The organism is Tenacibaculum sp. SDUM215027, assembly GCF_050566205.1.
In the GTDB taxonomy this organism is placed as follows: Bacteria; Bacteroidota; Bacteroidia; order Flavobacteriales; family Flavobacteriaceae; genus Polaribacter.
In genome coordinates this window covers 749659-768121 of sequence record NZ_JBNXUE010000001.1, presented here as the reverse complement: position 1 = coordinate 768121, position 18463 = coordinate 749659, and the positions used below count along the sequence as shown (strand labels likewise).

Sequence of the window (18463 nt, the reverse complement as noted above, 5' to 3'; positions counted from 1 at the left end):
AAACAGTTTTTACTCCCCTAACAAAACTCTTTTCTTATTTTTTAAGAATACTAAGAGTTTTTACTTGTTTTCCTGATTGGATTTTTAATAAATACATTCCTTCCCTTTTAATTACACTATCATCAATTAGTATAAATGTAGATGGCGATTGAATGTCTTTACTGTGTATATGCCTTCCCAATAAATCATATACATCTAATCGTATAGCTCCATCCTTAGAAAGACTAGAAACATCAATTTTAGTTTGTGATATAAATGGATTGGGTGTTGCAGAAATAATTCCACTATCATTTGACTTTTCATGGTTAGCCCCTACAACTCCGCTTCTTGTTACTGTTGTAATTGCCGCATTTGCCTTTTTATTGTAAGCGTAGTCTGTCAACGTATAAGATTGCCCATCACTTGCTACCGAAATATGGAACCATCCATAGTGTGTATTTCCATTTATATTAAAAGTAAACCCTATAAAACCTGTTTTTCCATTCCAAGATGTATAATCGGATGAACTAACTGTATAAGGATAAGAATTTGCTACAAAATTACTTGGCGCTCCAACCGAAACACCTTCTGCTAAATAGGATGCATTGCTAGTTGTTCCTTCACAAACAATATCTTTATTGTAGGTTTCTAATCGTACAGAATTGCTAGTATACCAAGCTCCATAATCTGTATTATCGCCTGTTTCAATTTTAAAAACTTTCCAAACATCACTTGGAGTTACCGTTAGGTCGTCTATATTAACATATACTATATCTGTGTTACACGGTTCACAAGAACCTCCACAGTCAACTCCTGTTTCGCCCCCATTTTGAATACCATCATTACACGTAGCGACTTCACTTCCTATAACGATTTTATAATCTTCCACCTCACCATAATTAAACGATTCACAAGCTGTGGGAATTCCATTGTATTTCATAGACACTCTCATTCTAGTCTCTCCAGAAATTGCTGAATTAGGCACGGTAAACTCTCCTGTTACCGAAGTGTCTTTAGAAGCAGTTTTACTCCAAACTTGCTCTCCTGAATCTGTAAAATCTCCATCTTGATTATAATCGATCCAAACACTATATCCTTCAGAATAAATAGTACTACTCCAACTTGGTGTTATAGTTATTGAATAGTCACCTCCTTTTGATAAACTAGTTGACACTGTAGATGTATAATCTGCATATCCTCCATTTGAACCAGAAGAACTATTATTAATCGTATTTAACTGCACGTTGCTAATAAATTCATCATTAACACTTTTACCGTTAGAATCACAATAGGTTATTATACAAGGCTCACATGAACCACCGCAATCAACTCCTGTTTCATCTCCATTTTGAATGCCATCATTACAAGTTGATCCTCCATCCCAAACTTTGCTTCCTGCCTTAATGGCTCCATAAGGCTCTGTACTATATGCATAATCTAACAAACTATACGAAGTACCATTATTGTTAACATTAACTCTGAACCAACCATAATTAGTTTTTCCAGGGTATAACTCTAATTGAAAACCTATGTAAGCGGTTTTACCATCCCAGGAAGTGTAACTAGCGTTTCTAATTACATGCAAATCAGGATATCCTCCTCCATCTACCCAAGAACTTTCCTGATCAATTACTGTATTTAACTCAACTAGTTCTACATTTCTAGTTCCTGATTGACATACTAATGCTTTTTTATACGTCTCTAATATCAATGAATTATTTTCATAAAACGTTCCAAATCTATTATTACTAGCATCATCTATTGTAAAAAATGTCCATGTGCTTCCTGAGTTAGCCGTGTAATCTTGATTATCAAAATACACCACTTTATAAGGATCATAAAAAGAGAAATTAAACGTTATTTTATCTGAGTTTAAAGAGGACGTTCCTCCTGAAATTGCTGCATTTTTAAAGGTAATTGTACCTGTTGAATTATCAGCTTTAGCATGATTTAATGCTTGACCTGTAAATTTTACATTTAACTTTTGATTATCTACTACCGTAATTTGTGCTGATACCCCTTGAGGCAGACTTGTCTCAAAATGTGTTCCTTCAAATAAACTTCCAGAACTAACGGTAAAAGTACCTCCATCTAGCGTAACATTTTTAGCTTCATTAACTATCGCTCCATTATTTGATAATTCTTCTTCCACCATTGGACTACCTACTACTAAAGACGCTCCTGTTAAACCTACCCCTGTAGATGTTAAGTTAGCTGGTTGCCATAAAGGTTTACGTGCTGGATGTTGTAATGCCGTAAGCATTCTATCTATTTGTCCTTCTGTAAACATTTTTCCACAACCAGCAGCAGCATCATAACCCATATAATTTTCATAATTAATTAAATTACCACAATCACTAGCGCCAACGGTACAACCATCATCTCCAGAATTAGAATCTTCTTTTGGTGTATCGTCTACATAGTCTCCATTTGGATCGTTACATCCACCTTCAAATGTGTGTATAAGGTTTAACCAATGACCAAATTCATGTGTTAATACCGAAGCAAATTCTTTATCTGTATTACCATGAATATAGCGACCATTATAAACCACTCTAGCGGTGTTGTTGTCAGACATACTAGTATTTGGGTACCAAGCAACACCTGAATTTGTTGCACTCCCGTCTGCATACAAATCTCCCATAATGTATACATTCATATACTTATAGTTATCCCAAGCATCGGCTGCTATTTGAGCATCATAACCTGAACCATTTCCATATCCAGCTTTTTCTGGATGAAATACAACACCATTAGTACTGCCTCCATCAGGATCTATTTTTGCCAAAGCAAATCGAATACTAAGAGTACCTCGTCTTCCTGAAAAAATGGGATCAACAGTATTGAAGTCATCGTTAAGTCCGTTAAAATCCTCGTTCAATTTATCTAACGCGACTTCTATTTTTTCATAGGTTACGGTTTGCCCATGTTGAACTGATCCATAAACATGCACAACTACAGGAATGGTATAGATCTCTCCCGCTCTATTTAAAGGCGAAGTTTGTTTTTCCCTTACTACATTTTTTGTGTAGTTATTAAATTTGTCAAATTCTTTTTTTGATTCTGGGTATTTTAAAAATACCTTTTGATTTTCACTTGTAACCTTACAGTCTTGAGCTAACATAGCTTCAACACAGAAAAACAACAAAAAGAAGAAGGGTAACAAAATAATTTTTTGTTTCATAATTAATTGATTTTAAATTACTTAAAACAAACCTACAGCTATAAAACAAATCAATTCAATACAATACTAACCAATACAGATAATAAATTATCTATTAGCATTATTTTAACTTTAAATTTACAGATATTTCATTTTTTTAACAGTAATATGAAGTTAACTAACATAGAAAATCGCTAAAAAATGACTTAAACTCCCTAACAATACAAAAACATGGAAGGTTGCATGGCTATACTTCAATTTTTTTATAGAATAAAAAATTGCTCCAACAGTATAAAAGACTCCACCAAGAAAAAGACACAACAATCCTTCTTTTGATAAGTTTTCCATTAAAGGTTTTATTACAAAAATAACTTGCCATCCCATTAGTAAATACAAGGCTGTTGATAATTTATCGAACCTCCCTGTAAAAAAAAGCTTTAATACAACACCTGCAATAGCAAATAACCACACAAAAATAAACATATACCAACCTAATTTTGGTGGCAGTACAACTAAGCAAAAGGGTGTATACGTTCCGGCAATTAATACATAAATAGCGGCATGATCAAAAATATTAAGCCTCCGTCTAAGCTTAGGCTTTTTCGCAGCATGATAAAAAGTAGATGCTGCATATAGAATTACTAAACTCAATCCGTAAATACAGAAACTAGCAGCTTTCCAGAAGCTATGATAACTAAGTGATTTTTGTACAAGAAAAGGAAGAGCTACAATACTAAGTAGTAACCCAAATCCATGAGTAAGTATATTTAATCTTTCTTCTTTTTCGCTATAACGGTGATTTAAACTCTCGCTCATTGTTAGGTCGGTTGGTATCTTTCATATACAACTCATCATTTATCAATTCATTGTATATCACATTATATGTTTGCTCTTTAAGCTTTTTCTTATCCCCTGCAACTAAGTATTCTGTTTCAATAAATTCACATTGCTTAACTCTAAGTGTTCCTGGACTTCCTTTAAAAAAATCCCAAGAAAATAAACGTTTTCCATCATAATACACTTGTGGTACAATAGGTATTTGATGTTCTATAGCTAAACTAAACGCTCCATTCTTAAACGATGCTAAAACAATATTTTCAGCAGGTACTAATCCTTCAGGAAAAATAGCAACACTTGTTCCATTTTTTAATCTGCTATGGGCTTGTTCATATACTTTTTTTCTACTTTCTAAATCACTTCTATCAACTACAATGACTACTTTTTTATAAAAAAAACCAAAAATTGGAAACTTTGCTAATTCTTTCTTTCCTACAAAAACTATTGGATTTTTACTCATAGCTATCAGAATCCATGGATCTATAAACGACGCATGGTTAGCACAAAACATATAACTTTTATTTCGGTCTAGTTCTTGATCTTTTTCAACTTTTAATCGAAACCCCATTCCATAAATTAAAAAGAAAGCCCATGCTCTTACCACTTTCCAAAAAACTGGATAATATTTTTCATCTGAAGTTAAAAACAACATAAAAGGTGCCATCACCAATATTGAAACTACAATTAACACGTAGAACCAAACACGCCAAATAAACCGAATAGGAAAAAATATATACTTCAAACCTTTTTAATTATAATCAACTAATTAACCTTTACTTCTTTTTTATCAAGAAAACTTAGTAACAAGGTTCCCCTAATATGCGAATGTAGTAATTTCTTTTGTTTGATAAATTTTAAGCTTATTTTTGCTCACTTAAGCAAGCACTTATTTAAAAACATTTCAAAACAGACTTATGTCAAGAATTTTAACAGGAGTACAAAGTACAGGAACCCCACATTTAGGAAACTTATTAGGAGCAATTTTACCTGCAGTTGAAATGGCAAATGATTCAAAAAACGAATCATTTATCTTCATTGCCGACATGCATTCTTTAACCCAAATTAAAGACGGAAACGAATTGCGAGAAAACACCTATAGTGTTGCGGCTACTTGGCTTGCTTGTGGTCTTGACATTAACAAAACCGTGTTTTATCGCCAAAGTGATATTCCTGAAACTACTGAGTTAACCTGGTACTTAAGTTGTTTTTTTCCTTTTCAACGTTTAACCTTAGCACATGGTTTTAAAGATAAAGCTGACCGTTTAGCTGACGTAAATGCTGGTTTGTTTACCTACCCTATGTTAATGGCTGCAGATATTTTATTATACGATGCAGAAGTAGTTCCTGTTGGAAAAGATCAGTTACAACATTTAGAGATGACTCGTGATGTAGCCAATAGATTTAACAATATTGTAGGCGAAACACTAGTTTTACCGCAAGGAAAAGTAAATGAAAACACCAAGTTAGTTCCTGGAACTGATGGTGAAAAAATGAGTAAATCACGAAATAATTTCATCAATATTTTCTTAGCAGATAAGAAATTACGTAAGCAAATTATGGGAATTCAAACGGATAGTAAAGCTTTAGAAGATCCAAAAGACCCAGATACTGACAATGTATTTGCACTATATAAATTATTAGCTTCAGAAGAGCAAACAGCTGAAATGCGTGCTAATTATGAAAATGGAGGCTATGGATACGGACACGCTAAACAGGCTCTTTATGAATTAATTATTGATAAATTTGCTGATGTTCGTGCTAAGTATAGTCACTATATGGAAAACCGTCATGAAATTGACAAAGCTTTAGCTGTGGGAGCAGAAAAAGCTCGTGTAATTGCAAAAGATGTACTACAAAGAGTTCGAGGTAAAATAGGATATTAATTAGATATAACCCCCTTAATAAATAAGTCCTTCTATCCTTAAAAAATTAGGAGTATATCCCTGTTAAAAATGGGAAATAGGTAACCTTGTTAGACTGTGTTTTTTGATAATTTTACACAACTATTAACCCAAACTAACATATTATGCCACATTATGCACAAGGAACAACAGGATGGACGAAATTAAAAGGCTATCAAGCTTTATGGGACCCTAAAATTGATTTAGGTAAATTTTACTTTACGACATTTCAGGGGAAAAGACAGGAAACCCCATATATGACGGCAGAAAATTTTGCAAGAGTAATAGATATTCTAAGAAATGAAACTCCCGTATACGGAAATACTACAACTGGTTCTGTAACCACACAAAGTGAACTTGTTGGTGAAGAAGAAAGCTAGGAGGTTATAAATACCATAATTAACCTAACCCAGAATAGATTTATTCTGGGTTTTTTATGCTTATTTATGTATATTTAACCTATGAAAAAAACACTAATTTTTGTACTCTTTGGAATTATTGCTTGCAACTCTCCTAAAGAAAAAAAACAAATCGTAGAAGCCTCGTGCGGGCAATGTAAATTTGGTTTAAATAGCCAACAAGGATGTGATTTAGCTGTGAAAATTGACGAAAAAGCTTATTTTATTGATGGTGCTCACATAGATGATTTTGGAGATGCTCACGATAAAAATATTGGTTTCTGTAATGTAGTTAGAAAAGCAGAAGTTACTGGAAAAGTTGAAAACGGAAGATTTAAAGCTACCTCTTTTAAAATAATAGAGGAATAGATTTTAGATACAAAGTTTAGAAAACAGATAAAAAAATCCGAAGTAAGCTTACTTCGGATTTTTTTATGTTATATCACTCCTAAATTAAGGAGCTGGATTTGGAATTGCTTTGTGTACTGCTTCTATCTCAGCTAAAACAGTATCTGACAATTCAATATTAATAGAATTGATATTTTCTTTTAACTGACTCATCTTCGTAGCTCCGATAATGTTACTCGTTACAAATGGTAACTGATTAATATATGCTAGCGATAACTCTGTTAACGTTAATCCGTGTTTATTTGCTATTTTTTGATATTCTAAAACCGCTTTTTCAGAACCTTCATTTTTATATCGTGCAATAAAGCGTGGAAATAAGGTTCCTCTCGCTCCTTCAGGAGTTTTTCCATCAATATACTTTCCTGTTAATACTCCTTGTGCTAACGGAGAATACGCTAACAAACCAATATTTTCTCGCATAGAGACTTCAGACATTCCCACTTCATACCCTCTATGAATTAACGAATACGAATTTTGAATCGTTACCATTCTAGGCAAATCATGTTGTTCTGCTGTTTGTAAATATTTCATCGTTCCCCAAGGTGTTTCATTAGATAAACCAACGTGTTTTATCTTTCCTTGTTTTACAAAGTCATTCAAGGTTTCTAAAATCTCTAAATGCTTTTCAGCTTCTTCTGTTGAAGTCTTATACGGATAATCACGTACTCCGAAACAATTCACCCCACGATCTGGCCAATGTAATTGGTATAAATCGATATAATCTGTTTGTAGACGTTTTAAGCTATCTTCAATTGCTTCGCCGATATTCTTTCTATTAAAACCACCTGTTCTAATATGCGCCGTATAATCACCACCTCCAGCAATTTTAGAAGCCAACACTACTTTCTCTCTGTTGCCTGTTTTTTTAAACCAAGAACCAATGATTTTCTCTGTTGCACCGTACGTTTCTGGAGTCGCAGGAACAGAATATAATTCCGCAGTATCAAAAAAGTTTACGCCTTGTTCTAAGGCATAGTCCATTTGTTCATGACCTTCTGCTTCGGTATTTTGTCTTCCCCAGGTCATGGTTCCTAAACAAATTTTAGAAACTTTAATATCTGTAGTTGGTAAGTTTGTATATTTCATAAATTAATTATCAATTGTTATTCTTGTAAAATATAAGGCTTTTAGAATTTCTACTTCTTAAAACTTGTTCAAAAACTCCCAAAATAAGCGGGATTATATATTCATTATAATAAGGTTTATCTTATTAAGTATTCAGTTAAGCTCCTCTTATCTAGTTTTTTTCTTAATGCTATTATTGCTATTGATAAAACTAAAAGGTAACCCAATAAAACCTTAATAGTTCCAAATTGAGCTAACCCCAAAACCAATCCACTTAAACCTTGTCGACCTCCAACAATCTCATACTCATAACCTTTCTCAATTTCTCCTGCTAAATAGAATACCCATAAAAATATTCCAGTGGAAAATAATATGGCAAAAATCTGAGGTTTTATAAACTTAAATACTTTTGGTTTCTCTTTAGAATAACTAAACCTTGATAAGTTTTCTCTTAAATAAAGAAAAACTTGACTCTTAACTTCTTGACTATTTATATCAATTTCCTCCTCTGAATCACTTCCATAAAAAATAGTTATTGTACTTGCTTCTTCTGGATTCTCTATTGTTTTTACATATGAGAAAGGAATACTAAAAACATCCTTAGGAATATCTCTTTTTTCAAACTCTGAAATTAATTCAGACTTTATATATTTATATATTTATTTATTTTTCCTACATAAATAGATTCATCTGTAACAACGATAAAATCATTATCATTATAAAACCAATATTTCATTCTATTTTCTTTTTCTACTAGTAATTTCCTTATTTCAATATTGCTTCAATTCCTGGTAAGGTTTTTCCTTCTAACATTTCTAACATCGCTCCTCCTCCTGTAGAAACGTAACTTACTTTATCCGCAAACCCGAATTGTTTTACTGCAGCAACTGAGTCTCCTCCGCCTACTAACGAAAATGCCCCATTTTTAGTAGCTTCTACAATTGCATTTCCTAAGCCAATCGTTCCTTGTGCAAACTTTTCCATTTCAAAAACCCCTAAAGGTCCGTTCCATAAAATAGTTTTAGATTTTGCGATAACTTCTGCAAATTTTTCTACGGTTTTAAGTCCACAATCTAATCCCATCCATCCATCAGGAATTTCATTAGTATCTACCACTTGTGTATTCGCATCGCTTGAAAAAGCGTCTGCAATAATCGCATCTACTGGTAAATGAATTTCTGTATTATTTTCCTTTGCTTTCGCTAAAATATCTAACGCTAATTCTAATTTATCATCTTCCACTAACGAATTCCCTATCGTTCCTCCTAAAGCCTTGATAAACGTGAACGTCATACCACCACCAACAATGATGTGATCTACTTTTTCAATAATATTTTCAATCACTCCTATTTTAGACGACACTTTTGCTCCTCCTAAAATAGCAGTTACTGGCTTTTCTGAGTTATTCAACACTTTATCGATACTTTCAATTTCTGTTGCTAACAAATTTCCGAAACATTTATTCTCTGGAAAAAATTGTGCAATAATTGCGGTAGATGCATGGGCTCTGTGAGCAGTACCAAAAGCATCATTTACATACACATCTCCTAATTTAGACAATTGTTCAGCAAAAGCAACATCTCCTGCTTTTTCCTCCGGATAAAAACGTAAGTTTTCTAACAATAAAACTTCACCACTTTTTAAGTTTGCTACAGCTTCTTCTACTGTTGAACCAACACAATCATCCACAAATTTCACTTGTACACCTAACACTTCTGTTACCTTACTAACAATATGACGTAACGAAAACTCGTCTTCTTTAGCTTTTGGACGCCCCAAATGTGACATTAAAACGCAACTACCTCCATCTTCTAATATTTTTATAATCGTTGGTTTTGCTGCTTGTATTCTTGTATTGTCTGTTACTTCAAAAGTATCGTTTAAAGGTACATTAAAATCTACACGGATTAACGCTTTTTTATTTTCGAAATTGAAATCGTTCAATGTTTTCATCACTTAAATCTAGTTGATTGTTATTTTTAAAAATTGTTTTTTGTTTTTTCTTTGACCGTATAAAATTAACTCATTATCTGAAACTTGTTCAATAAATCTACAATTAAATGGTGTTTCTTCTTCTTTATTAGATAGTAACGATTTATAAACAATATTCCCATTAGAATCTAACTTAGCAATATATAGGTTTGTATTATTTTTTGTTGTTTTCCATAAAAAACTTTCTCTAAATTTAATTCTCCCTCCAGACAATTCCCCCATTTTTTTATGGGCATTTAAAATTAAGTACTTATCATTATTATATTGAGCTGTTCCAAAAGACATTAATGGATCTGAAAAATAGTTTGATGTTTGAGCTTTATTAATATTCCTAGCCCATACTAGCTTTCCTCCTCTATCTAATTTTATAACAATTATATCATCAAAATTATATGATATACTCCTATAACCTCCAAATTGGTTGTGTACATATGTTGCTCTTAAAAAAAATTCTTCAGCAGTAATAATCATTCCTCCGTCTTCTGGATAAGAAACATCTTTAAACTTAACATTTTTTAATTCTCTATCTTTAGATTCACCATATTTATCTTTTAAAAATTGTTCTGTAAAAGGTGAAAAAGTTGAGTTTTCAATCTTATTGTTTTTTGTATTTAAGATAAATGAGCACACTCCTTTAAATCTATTCTCATTTATATCGGAATAAAAACCAATACAACTCAATTTATTTTCCTCTGTTAAGTCTAACTCTAAAGTCGCTACAAAATGGTCTTCAACAGAAATTTTTGTTGATGATACATTATTTTCTACAATTTTAAACAATTCATAATGGTAATTTCCTCCTTTTTCCTTCTTCTTTTTTGGGTACACTTTTCCTAAAACAAATACCTCTCCATTATCTGAAACTTTTACCTCTTGAAGTTTAAATCTTTTATCTTTATAAGGCAACTTAAATTCCTTCTCCCATAACTTATTAAAGTCCTCATCAAAAACCTTAATACTATGATGTTCATTTTTTTTATCAGAAGAGTCAATATTAAAAACATTATAGTTTCCTGATTTTGAAAATGACATATTCCCTCTGAAATTCTTATCTATTTTTGAAGCTGAAAAAACAGATTCCAAGAACGAAGGGTATCTATCAAGAGTGACTTCAAAAATTTTTCTCTTTGAAAATTTAATCTTGTCTTTAGGAGAAGTATATAGAAAAGCCTCTATTTTATCTTCTCTATTATTTTTATAATATTCTATAAAACCTAACATACTCTCTTTAAAAAAACCTCCAGCTACTCTATGTTTTCTTTCAATTTTGTGCTCAAAAGAATTAATCTTATTAAACTTACTATCAAAAACATCAATCAACAAACTATTCCCGTAGTCTAAAGTTCTAATAGTGTACAAATTATTTAGCTCGTCTTTGTAAATAGTGTTTAAAACACTTGTTTTTCTTTCTTTAAAAATCTCACTCTTCTCTGTAAATATATTCTTCAAGTTTTCCTGAGAGCTTATTTTTAAAGTGAAAATGGTAAAAAAACAGAGCAAAACACTTTTTTTCATATTAAATAATGTATTAATAAATTTCAGCTGCCGAAAATACTATATTTTAGCTTTATTTTAATCTCATTTTTAGTTAAACAATGAAGCTTTCTTCTATAAAAATAACATCTGAAAAACTCAATTTACAAGAGTGTTATGATTTTGTAACTGCCCCTTCTTGCGGCGGAATTGCTGTTTTTGTGGGTACTGTAAGAGACGCTACTCAAAACAAGGAGGTTACACAGCTTGATTTTTCTACATACAAACCTATGGCACTTAAGGAAATGCAAAAGATTGCAGATGCTACTTTGGATAAGTTTGATATAAAAAAAATTGCCGTTCACCATGCAGAAGGCTTGTTAACTATTGGTGATATCCCAGTGATTATTACAGTTTCTTCTCCTCATAGAAAAGCGGCTTTTGATGCTTGCCAGTATGCTATTGATACTTTAAAAGAAACAGTGCCTATTTGGAAAAAAGAATTTTTTGAAGATGGAGAAGTTTGGGTAAATGCACATCCTTAAAAATAGTATATTTGGAAATAAGAATTTTAATTGGGGCATTAGCTCAGTTGGCTAGAGCGTTTGACTGGCAGTCAAAAGGTCATCGGTTCGACTCCGATATGCTCCACTTTTTAATTTTATTCTCTAAATTATGATTGAGTTTACCACAGCTTCTAATCAGACTGATTTACTTCAAATATTGGAGTTACAACAACAAAACTTACCTGAAAATTTATCTGAAATAACGAAAAAAGAGCAGGGGTTTGTTACTGTTCATCATGATTTAGAATTGTTACAGAAAATGAATGATGTACATCCGCATATTATTGCAAAAAGTAATGATGTAGTTGTTGGTTATGCCTTATCAATGTCTAAAGTTTTTCGCAATGATATTCCTATACTCATTCCTATGTTTGATGAAATTGACTCCACTTCAAAAGGTTCTAGCTTTTATGTTTTGATGGGACAAATCTGTATTGATAAAAATTTCCGTGGAAAAGGTGTTTTTAGAGGTTTGTATGCAAAAATGAAAGAAGAATTCTCTGGATTATATGATTGTATTATTACTGAAGTAGACGAAGAAAACACTCGATCTGTAAATGCGCATAAAGCAATTGGTTTTAAAACTTTAAAAATCTACACAAATAGTAATCATAACTGGGAGATTATCTATTTAGATATTTAATACGGTAAATCTACAGGTTCAACAAAATTGATTGCTGGGTTATACAATTCTGTTAAAAGGCTCTTTATCTCAGTCATAAATTCTTCTAACTTTTCTTCTGTAATAGCGTTATCTGGTGTTCGGTAATTGGATGAAAAATTCATTTGTAAAAATCCACTTTTTAGGTTTTTGAAAGAGATAATTCCTGCTTCAAGTGGTTTGTCAAAATTAAATTGTGTGTGTTGGGTATATAAAAAGGCATATAACATCACTTGAATAGCTTTGTGATATTTTAAATCGCGTATAAGTTCAAAGTCGAGCACTTTTAAGTTTGTGCTATCAACCATTCCTGTTTTATAGTCAATAATTCTGGTAACGCCATTTAACTCATCAATTCGGTCGACAATTCCTTTTATTTTTATTGGGAAATCAATCCCCTCTACCATAACTTCTGAAGACAGTTCTTGTTCGGTAGCTATTATTTTTAGTTGATTATTTTCATCTTTTAAGAGTTGTTTTTCTTTAGCTAAAAAATTCTCTACAAAACGATTCGCAACTTCAAAAATCAATCGGTTTTTTCCTGTGGTTAAATCTCCGTTTTTAAAATGCTTCGAAAAATAAAAACTTACCAATTCTTTTGTTTTTTTCTGCATATTCTCAACATCTCCTGCATGCAAAAATTTTCCTTCAAAAGGTTTATACAATTCTTCTAAAGTATCGTGTACTACCGTTCCCATTGTATTTGCTGCAACGGTTTCTTCAACATCTTCTAGCTCATTAATTTTTAAAATTTTCTGTTTGTAAAAAGCTATCGGATTGTACAAATAATTGGTCAATGCTGACGGAGAAATTCCTTTGTTTGCTAATTCCCGTAACCGTTCTAATACTTTTTCATCCTTTTGAATTTCTTTTAGTTGAACAGGCGACGTCACTACTTTCGGGCTGATAATTTTTTCGGTAATATCATCTCGCATCATTTCTAACTGTGTTACAAAACGACTTTTTTCTCCGCTTCCAAAAACATCATGTTCCGTATTGTACAAAATGTAAATGTTTTTAGCCCGTTGTAACAATCGGAAAAAGTGGTATGAAAACAATGCGTCTTTTTCTCTATACGTTGGCAACCCAAACTCAATTTTTACATCAAAAGGGATAAAGGTGTTTTGTTGCTGATTGGCTGGTAAAATTCCTTCATTTACTGAAGTTATAATTACGTTTTCAAAATCTAACACACGTGTTTCTAACACTCCCATTAGCTGTAATCCTTGTAACGGCTCTCCCTGAAACGATAAACTTTCCGACTGGATTAATTGTCTAAAAAACTGGTGCAAGGTTTTTAAATCTTGTACATAACCAAATTCGTTGTGTAAGTTTTGTAACTGAGTAAATGCGGTATAAAAACGGAATAAATATTCTTTTTCTAACTCGTTCGTTCCCTCTTTTAGTAAGTTTATCAACTCAATTATTCTACTTAAAAACTCACTAATTGATGAAAATGGATTGAAAATAGTTGTAATAGTTTCTTTTACTTCCTTGCTTAAAGGGGATAAAAATGTTACTATTTTCTTTTGACTTATAAAGGTGTTGTTTTCTTTAGCAACGGCCTCTGAAAGTACATCTGCTATGTTGGCTTGCTCATCTACTTGCAATAGTTTATAAATAGTTGCATCTTTCACCAAACGAACAACATCTTTGTGATAAAAAAGATTGCTTTCTTTCTTTTCTAATTTTTCTTGGTTGATAAATAAATGAAAAATGGCAAAAACTAAACTCGTAGTCGGAATATCTTTTAGCGGATATCCCATCGTAATATTTACTGCTTCTACATTTTTAGGTAACGAGTTCAAGGTGATTGGCAACAATGTTTCATCTGCCAAAACCAATGCTGTATTATTATAATTGGGAAGTTTTGCTAAAATTTCACCTGCGTATTTTATCTGCGTAATATTTTTGGATGCTCCAATTACTTCGATATGTTTCCCTTCTGAAAAGTACTCTTTTATGGTTTGAATTGGGTTCTGCTGATAGTATTTCCATCGGGTTTTGTACTTCCTTAAAAAACTTCCTGCTTGGTGCTGGCTTTCGTAAAATGTTTGATCAATATCCCAATAAGCTTCTGCTTTTCCGTTTAATAAAAATTGCTCAAACAAGAATTCTTCCGCAGTATTTAAAGCATTAAACCCTATAAAAAAATACTTTTTTTTCTGATTTTTACTAATAAAGTCTGCTACTTTTTTTGTCGCTTCTCTATACAAAACCCCTTGATATCCGATATTATTTTCAAGTAAAAACTGATAAAAAGCATCGTAATATTTGTTCAACTTTTCCATGAAAGCAAAATGATCTTTCATCAGTTCTGTTTCATGAAACTCTCCTTTTACCGACCATTTTCGTAAACGGTGGATATCGCGTAAATACACAAATATTTCTCGTGTATTAATTAAATGCTGATCGATTTCATTAAAATCTTGTAACACCGTAAATGCCCAAGATGAAAACACGTCAAACGAATCAGGTTTTTCTTCTTGTTCTTTATAAATCGTATAAAAATGAAAAAGGAGCTGTACGGAATCTACCTTTTTCATTTCAGAAATTTCTTCAACAAAATCACCAATATTGATAATCTTTGGTAAAAAACCTGCAGAAATTTTATTTTTAAATGTTTCTTTTACAAAAACTCCCGCTCTCTGAGATGGCAGTATAAACACAACGTTTTCAAACGATTTGGTGTTTTGTAAAATAGTATCTAATGTTTCTGAAATAAAAGACTGCATACCTTGATTTTCTTGTAAGCAAAATACAATTTTTATCCTATTTTTGATAGAACAAACAACGTATATTCATGAGCACAACGAATACTTTACAAGTGGCTTTGATTCAATCGGATTTGGTCTGGGAGAATCCACCAGCTAACAGAAAACAATTTGAGAAAAAAATTAACTCGTTATCTAATAACATTGATTTAGTTGTCTTACCCGAAATGTTTACTACGGGTTTTACTATGGATGCTTCAGCTGTTGCTGAAACAATGGAAGGTGAAACGGTGCAATGGTTACAAAATTTAGCTCAAAAAAAGTCTGTTGCCATTACTGGGAGTATCGTTGTTAATGAAAATGATAATTTCTACAACCGTTTGTTATTTGTACATCCTTCAGGAAAAATCGATTTTTATGATAAAAAGCATACGTTTACCTTAGCTGGTGAACACGAAATTTTTTCCGCAGGAACTGAAAGAACTATGGTTGATTACAAAGGCTGGAAAATCTGTCCGTTGATTTGTTATGATTTGCGTTTTCCTATATGGGCTAGAAATACCGAAGATTATGATTTATTGCTGTATGTAGCAAGTTGGCCTAAACCGCGTATTGAAGCATGGGACAGTTTATTAAAAGCGCGTGCTATTGAAAACATGAGTTATACTATTGGTGTTAATAGAGTAGGAGTAGATGCCAATAATTATGAATATACTGGAAATACTGTTTGCTATGATACTTTAGGAAACTGTTTGGCTAAAAATAACAAAAGAACTGAGGATATACTGATTGTTGAGTTAAATAAAGAAGCACAAATAAAAATCCGTAATCGATTTCGTTTTTTAGATGATAGAAACGAATTTATACTTCAATAAAAAAGCAACCTTTCGGTTGCTTTTTTATTTTTATGCAGGAATCATCCATTTAAAATTAAACTTTGTATCAGGTACTGAGATACGTTCAGTTATTCGGTACATTCTGTCTGGTAATTTCATTAAGAAATCACGTGCTTTTTCTGCTTCTGGAGTTAAATTGGTAATCTTATCGATTTCCCAAGTAGTATTTAATTTTCTCAAAATATCTACATAATCAAAACCAGTATACACACCTACTCTTTGAGCTACTGTTGAGAAATCATCAAATAAGCTTCCTTTAGCACCAAAAGATTCTCTTAGATGCATTGCAGGCATTACTATTTTGTGTTTCATCATGTGTTGAAACGCTAACATCATCTCACTTGGATCTATCTTAAAAATTTCTTTAACAAATTCTGTATATGCCATATGATGACGCATTTCGTCCCCTGCAATAATTTTAGACATTTTAGCTAATGCTTTGTGTCCTTGTTTTTTGGCTATTTTGGCTACATTATTGTGTGAAACATACGTTGCTAACTCTTGAAAACTTGTATATATAAAGTTTTTGTACGGGTCGGTAGCAGTACCGATATCAAATCCATCGGCAATTAAATGCTGTGTAGATATTTCTACCTCTCGCATATTTACTCTTCCTGAAAGGTATAAGTATTTATTTAACACATCTCCATGACGGTTTTCTTCTGCTGTCCAAGCACGTATCCATTTTGCCCAACCATTATCTGGTTGTTGGGTAACTCCATCTAAGTCTAATAACCAAGACTCATATGTTGGTAGTGCTTCTTCGGTAATAGTATCACCTACTAAAACCACCCAAAAATCATCGTCAAGCTCTTTTGATAGTTCTTGAATTTCTTTTACTTCTTCTATAAAAGAATCTTGTTGTGAATTGGGTAAAAAATCGGTTGGCTGCCAAATTTTTTCTATTGGCATCAAGAATTTGTCTACAAAACTGTCAATGTTTTTTTCCAGCGTTTGCATTACTTCCTTTCTAATGTTTTGTATTGACATAATTTACTTTAAGGGTATTATATTTATTGTTGTTTGTTTTTGTTTAATATATAGCAGATTTCACAGCTGCTTCTGTCTTAGAGACTAACTCATCAAACGGTAAACTATTTACCTTTATTGGCTCGTGAGTTGTTATTTTTATCGGACTTCCAATTCCTAACGGAAATTTTCCGTATTTAAATACTTTCCATGAGTTATTGACTGATAACGGAACTACATAGGCCTCTGGGTTGTATTTAGCTAACATTTTAAGCCCGTTTACAGAAAATGCCTTAGGTTTTCCTGTTTTACTTCTTGTTCCTTCTGGAAAGATAGCCGCTGACCATTTATTTTTATTAATTGTCTTGGCAAACTTTCCTAATTCTGATAGGGCTTGTTTCGCATCTTTTCTATCAATTAAAGCAGCACCTCCATGTTTTAAGTTGAAAGAAATACTAGGAATTCCTTTTCCTAGTTCTTTTTTAGATACAAATTTGGGGTAGTGTTTCCTAAGATACCAAATAATTGGCGGAATATCAAATGTACTTTGATGATTTGCTACAAAAATTAATGTTGTGTTTTCTGGTAAGTTCTGTTTGTTTTCAAATTGAACTCGAATACCTAGAATCAATAAAGACTTTATAAGAAACCAGTTCATAATGTTTACCACATTCTGATGCCCTTCTTGACCAAAAAGTTTTAACCCTAACCATTGTATTGGGTGAAAGATTAATAATAAAGAAAAAAACACCAATGCAAAGATTGATGAGAGTATATAACTTAAAACCTTCATTCTATATAGTTGTTTTGTTGTTTGCTTTGTTCTATTATTTAATAAGCTAAGAATCGTTATAAAAACATACCGATTTCATTATTAAAACTTTACTAGTTCGCAAAAATAGAAAATCCCGCGGAAGCGGGACTATAATTTTATCTTAAAACCAATTGCTCCAAGGAATTCTTGCGAGAATTAGTACCAAAGCTAAGCCATAAAAGATAGCAAAGGTTTTAAACTTAGCTTCGCTTTTTACTTGTTTTTTGTGTTTAGACCATCCTATCGTGATTAATACTATGGCAATAATCATCATAAGTGGATGTTCAATTGCCAATAAGCGTGCTGCTGGCTCATTCATTACTTCTCCTCCATTTGCTTTTAAGGCTTTATACCAAGGAGACATAAAATACCACCCTAAACCTATTAATAGTTGAATATGAGTTGTGATTAAAGTAAACAGCCCTAAACGGAACTCTTTATGAGTAAATTCTTTTTTTTGTATTAACCCTATAATAGCGTTTACCACAGTAAATATTAATACTGCTAATACAATATATGCCCAATAAGAGTGCAAAGTTTTCATCATGATATTATACATTTTTAGTTAGTGTAAAAATACTGAATTTTCTGTATAAAAAAACCACCTCGTGTGAGGTGGTTTTTGAA

General features: G+C 32.1%; 16 protein-coding genes and 1 tRNA gene. 7 read left to right on the top strand and 10 right to left on the bottom strand.

Going from position 1 to position 18463, the window contains the following annotated elements; genetic code table 11:
* Positions 1–34: 34 nt before the first annotated feature.
* The 3 genes from ACQYZ7_RS03555 to ACQYZ7_RS03545 form a co-directional block, all read right to left on the bottom strand.
* Positions 35–3163 carry a M43 family zinc metalloprotease gene (locus tag ACQYZ7_RS03555; protein ID WP_430728407.1) on the bottom strand — a complete coding sequence of 1043 codons (3129 nt, stop codon included), beginning with the start codon at positions 3161–3163 and terminating at the stop codon, positions 35–37.
* Between the two features lie 153 nt (positions 3164–3316).
* Entirely contained in the window at positions 3317–3958 is a 642-nt protein-coding gene (gene trhA, locus ACQYZ7_RS03550; RefSeq protein WP_430728406.1) for a PAQR family membrane homeostasis protein TrhA, read from the bottom strand.
* Positions 3930–4721 (bottom strand): lysophospholipid acyltransferase family protein, encoded by a 792-nt coding sequence (locus ACQYZ7_RS03545; protein ID WP_430728405.1) that lies wholly within the window; start codon positions 4719–4721, stop codon positions 3930–3932. The genes trhA and ACQYZ7_RS03545 overlap by 29 nt, the downstream gene beginning before the upstream one ends.
* Before the next feature lie 172 nt (positions 4722–4893).
* Between ACQYZ7_RS03545 and trpS the strand changes: the two genes are divergently transcribed.
* From trpS to ACQYZ7_RS03530, 3 genes are all read left to right on the top strand, one after another.
* Positions 4894–5862 carry a tryptophan--tRNA ligase gene (gene trpS, locus ACQYZ7_RS03540; RefSeq protein ID WP_430728404.1) on the top strand — a complete coding sequence of 323 codons (969 nt, stop codon included), beginning with the start codon at positions 4894–4896 and terminating at the stop codon, positions 5860–5862.
* 143 nt (positions 5863–6005) lie between these two features.
* The gene (locus tag ACQYZ7_RS03535; protein WP_430728403.1) at positions 6006–6260 is read left to right on the top strand and encodes a hypothetical protein; all 255 of its coding nucleotides are present in this window, start codon (positions 6006–6008) and stop codon (positions 6258–6260) included.
* A gap of 81 nt (positions 6261–6341) precedes the next feature.
* Positions 6342–6647 (top strand): DUF6370 family protein, encoded by a 306-nt coding sequence (locus ACQYZ7_RS03530; RefSeq protein ID WP_430728402.1) that lies wholly within the window; start codon positions 6342–6344, stop codon positions 6645–6647.
* Positions 6648–6731: 84 nt separating this feature from the next.
* Here ACQYZ7_RS03530 and ACQYZ7_RS03525 read toward each other — a convergent pair whose 3' ends face one another.
* The 3 genes from ACQYZ7_RS03525 to ACQYZ7_RS03515 all read right to left on the bottom strand — a co-directional run bounded on the left by ACQYZ7_RS03525 (position 6732) and on the right by ACQYZ7_RS03515 (position 11192).
* Entirely contained in the window at positions 6732–7772 is a 1041-nt protein-coding gene (locus tag ACQYZ7_RS03525) for an NADP(H)-dependent aldo-keto reductase (RefSeq protein ID WP_430728401.1), read from the bottom strand.
* A gap of 744 nt (positions 7773–8516) precedes the next feature.
* Positions 8517–9704 (bottom strand): phosphoglycerate kinase, encoded by a 1188-nt coding sequence (locus ACQYZ7_RS03520; protein ID WP_430728400.1) that lies wholly within the window; start codon positions 9702–9704, stop codon positions 8517–8519.
* 9 nt (positions 9705–9713) lie between these two features.
* Entirely contained in the window at positions 9714–11192 is a 1479-nt protein-coding gene (locus tag ACQYZ7_RS03515; protein ID WP_430728399.1) for a hypothetical protein, read from the bottom strand.
* Positions 11193–11338: 146 nt separating this feature from the next.
* On the opposite strand from ACQYZ7_RS03515, the gene ACQYZ7_RS03510 reads away from it, so the two are divergent.
* The 3 genes from ACQYZ7_RS03510 to ACQYZ7_RS03500 all read left to right on the top strand — a co-directional run bounded on the left by ACQYZ7_RS03510 (position 11339) and on the right by ACQYZ7_RS03500 (position 12425).
* A complete protein-coding gene (locus ACQYZ7_RS03510; RefSeq protein WP_430728398.1) occupies positions 11339–11761 on the top strand; it encodes a molybdenum cofactor biosynthesis protein MoaE in 423 nt (140 codons plus the stop codon).
* A gap of 32 nt (positions 11762–11793) precedes the next feature.
* Positions 11794–11867 (top strand) — tRNA-Ala (locus ACQYZ7_RS03505).
* A 24-nt stretch (positions 11868–11891) separates the two neighbouring features.
* Positions 11892–12425: an N-acetyltransferase family protein gene (locus ACQYZ7_RS03500; protein ID WP_430728397.1), complete on the top strand. Its 534-nt coding sequence runs from the start codon at positions 11892–11894 to the stop codon at positions 12423–12425.
* Here the strand turns inward: ACQYZ7_RS03500 and ACQYZ7_RS03495 are convergent.
* Entirely contained in the window at positions 12422–15178 is a 2757-nt protein-coding gene (locus tag ACQYZ7_RS03495; RefSeq protein ID WP_430728396.1) for a PD-(D/E)XK nuclease family protein, read from the bottom strand. The two genes, ACQYZ7_RS03500 and ACQYZ7_RS03495, sit on opposite strands and share 4 nt — an antisense overlap.
* 68 nt (positions 15179–15246) lie before the next feature.
* Here ACQYZ7_RS03495 and ACQYZ7_RS03490 point away from each other — a divergent pair, with 68 nt between their 5' ends.
* Positions 15247–16032 (top strand): amidohydrolase, encoded by a 786-nt coding sequence (locus ACQYZ7_RS03490; protein ID WP_430728395.1) that lies wholly within the window; start codon positions 15247–15249, stop codon positions 16030–16032.
* Positions 16033–16062: 30 nt separating this feature from the next.
* On the opposite strand, the gene ACQYZ7_RS03485 is transcribed toward ACQYZ7_RS03490, so the two are convergent.
* From ACQYZ7_RS03485 to ACQYZ7_RS03475, 3 genes are all read right to left on the bottom strand, one after another.
* Positions 16063–17043: an acyl-ACP desaturase gene (locus ACQYZ7_RS03485; protein ID WP_430728394.1), complete on the bottom strand. Its 981-nt coding sequence runs from the start codon at positions 17041–17043 to the stop codon at positions 16063–16065.
* Positions 17044–17086: 43 nt separating this feature from the next.
* Positions 17087–17815 (bottom strand): lysophospholipid acyltransferase family protein, encoded by a 729-nt coding sequence (locus ACQYZ7_RS03480; protein ID WP_430728393.1) that lies wholly within the window; start codon positions 17813–17815, stop codon positions 17087–17089.
* Positions 17816–17957: 142 nt separating this feature from the next.
* A complete protein-coding gene (locus ACQYZ7_RS03475) occupies positions 17958–18380 on the bottom strand; it encodes a hypothetical protein (protein ID WP_430728870.1) in 423 nt (140 codons plus the stop codon).
* Between the last annotated feature and the right edge of the window lie 83 nt (positions 18381–18463).

Excerpts from the sequence above, each read along its gene's own strand:
- trpS (WP_430728404.1), top strand. The coding sequence starts at position 4,894 with ATGTCAAGAATTTTAACAGGAGTACAAAGTACAGGAACCCCACATTTA.
- ACQYZ7_RS03495 (WP_430728396.1), bottom strand. The coding sequence starts at position 15,178 with ATGCAGTCTTTTATTTCAGAAACATTAGATACTATTTTACAAAACACC.
- ACQYZ7_RS03555 (WP_430728407.1), bottom strand. The coding sequence starts at position 3,163 with ATGAAACAAAAAATTATTTTGTTACCCTTCTTCTTTTTGTTGTTTTTC.
- ACQYZ7_RS03530 (WP_430728402.1), top strand. The coding sequence starts at position 6,342 with ATGAAAAAAACACTAATTTTTGTACTCTTTGGAATTATTGCTTGCAAC.
- ACQYZ7_RS03520 (WP_430728400.1), bottom strand. The coding sequence starts at position 9,704 with ATGAAAACATTGAACGATTTCAATTTCGAAAATAAAAAAGCGTTAATC.
- ACQYZ7_RS03475 (WP_430728870.1), bottom strand. The coding sequence starts at position 18,380 with ATGAAAACTTTGCACTCTTATTGGGCATATATTGTATTAGCAGTATTA.
- ACQYZ7_RS03525 (WP_430728401.1), bottom strand. The coding sequence starts at position 7,772 with ATGAAATATACAAACTTACCAACTACAGATATTAAAGTTTCTAAAATT.
- ACQYZ7_RS03490 (WP_430728395.1), top strand. The coding sequence starts at position 15,247 with ATGAGCACAACGAATACTTTACAAGTGGCTTTGATTCAATCGGATTTG.
- ACQYZ7_RS03485 (WP_430728394.1), bottom strand. The coding sequence starts at position 17,043 with ATGTCAATACAAAACATTAGAAAGGAAGTAATGCAAACGCTGGAAAAA.
- ACQYZ7_RS03510 (WP_430728398.1), top strand. The coding sequence starts at position 11,339 with ATGAAGCTTTCTTCTATAAAAATAACATCTGAAAAACTCAATTTACAA.
- ACQYZ7_RS03480 (WP_430728393.1), bottom strand. The coding sequence starts at position 17,815 with ATGAAGGTTTTAAGTTATATACTCTCATCAATCTTTGCATTGGTGTTT.
- ACQYZ7_RS03500 (WP_430728397.1), top strand. The coding sequence starts at position 11,892 with ATGATTGAGTTTACCACAGCTTCTAATCAGACTGATTTACTTCAAATA.
- trhA (WP_430728406.1), bottom strand. The coding sequence starts at position 3,958 with ATGAGCGAGAGTTTAAATCACCGTTATAGCGAAAAAGAAGAAAGATTA.
- ACQYZ7_RS03535 (WP_430728403.1), top strand. The coding sequence starts at position 6,006 with ATGCCACATTATGCACAAGGAACAACAGGATGGACGAAATTAAAAGGC.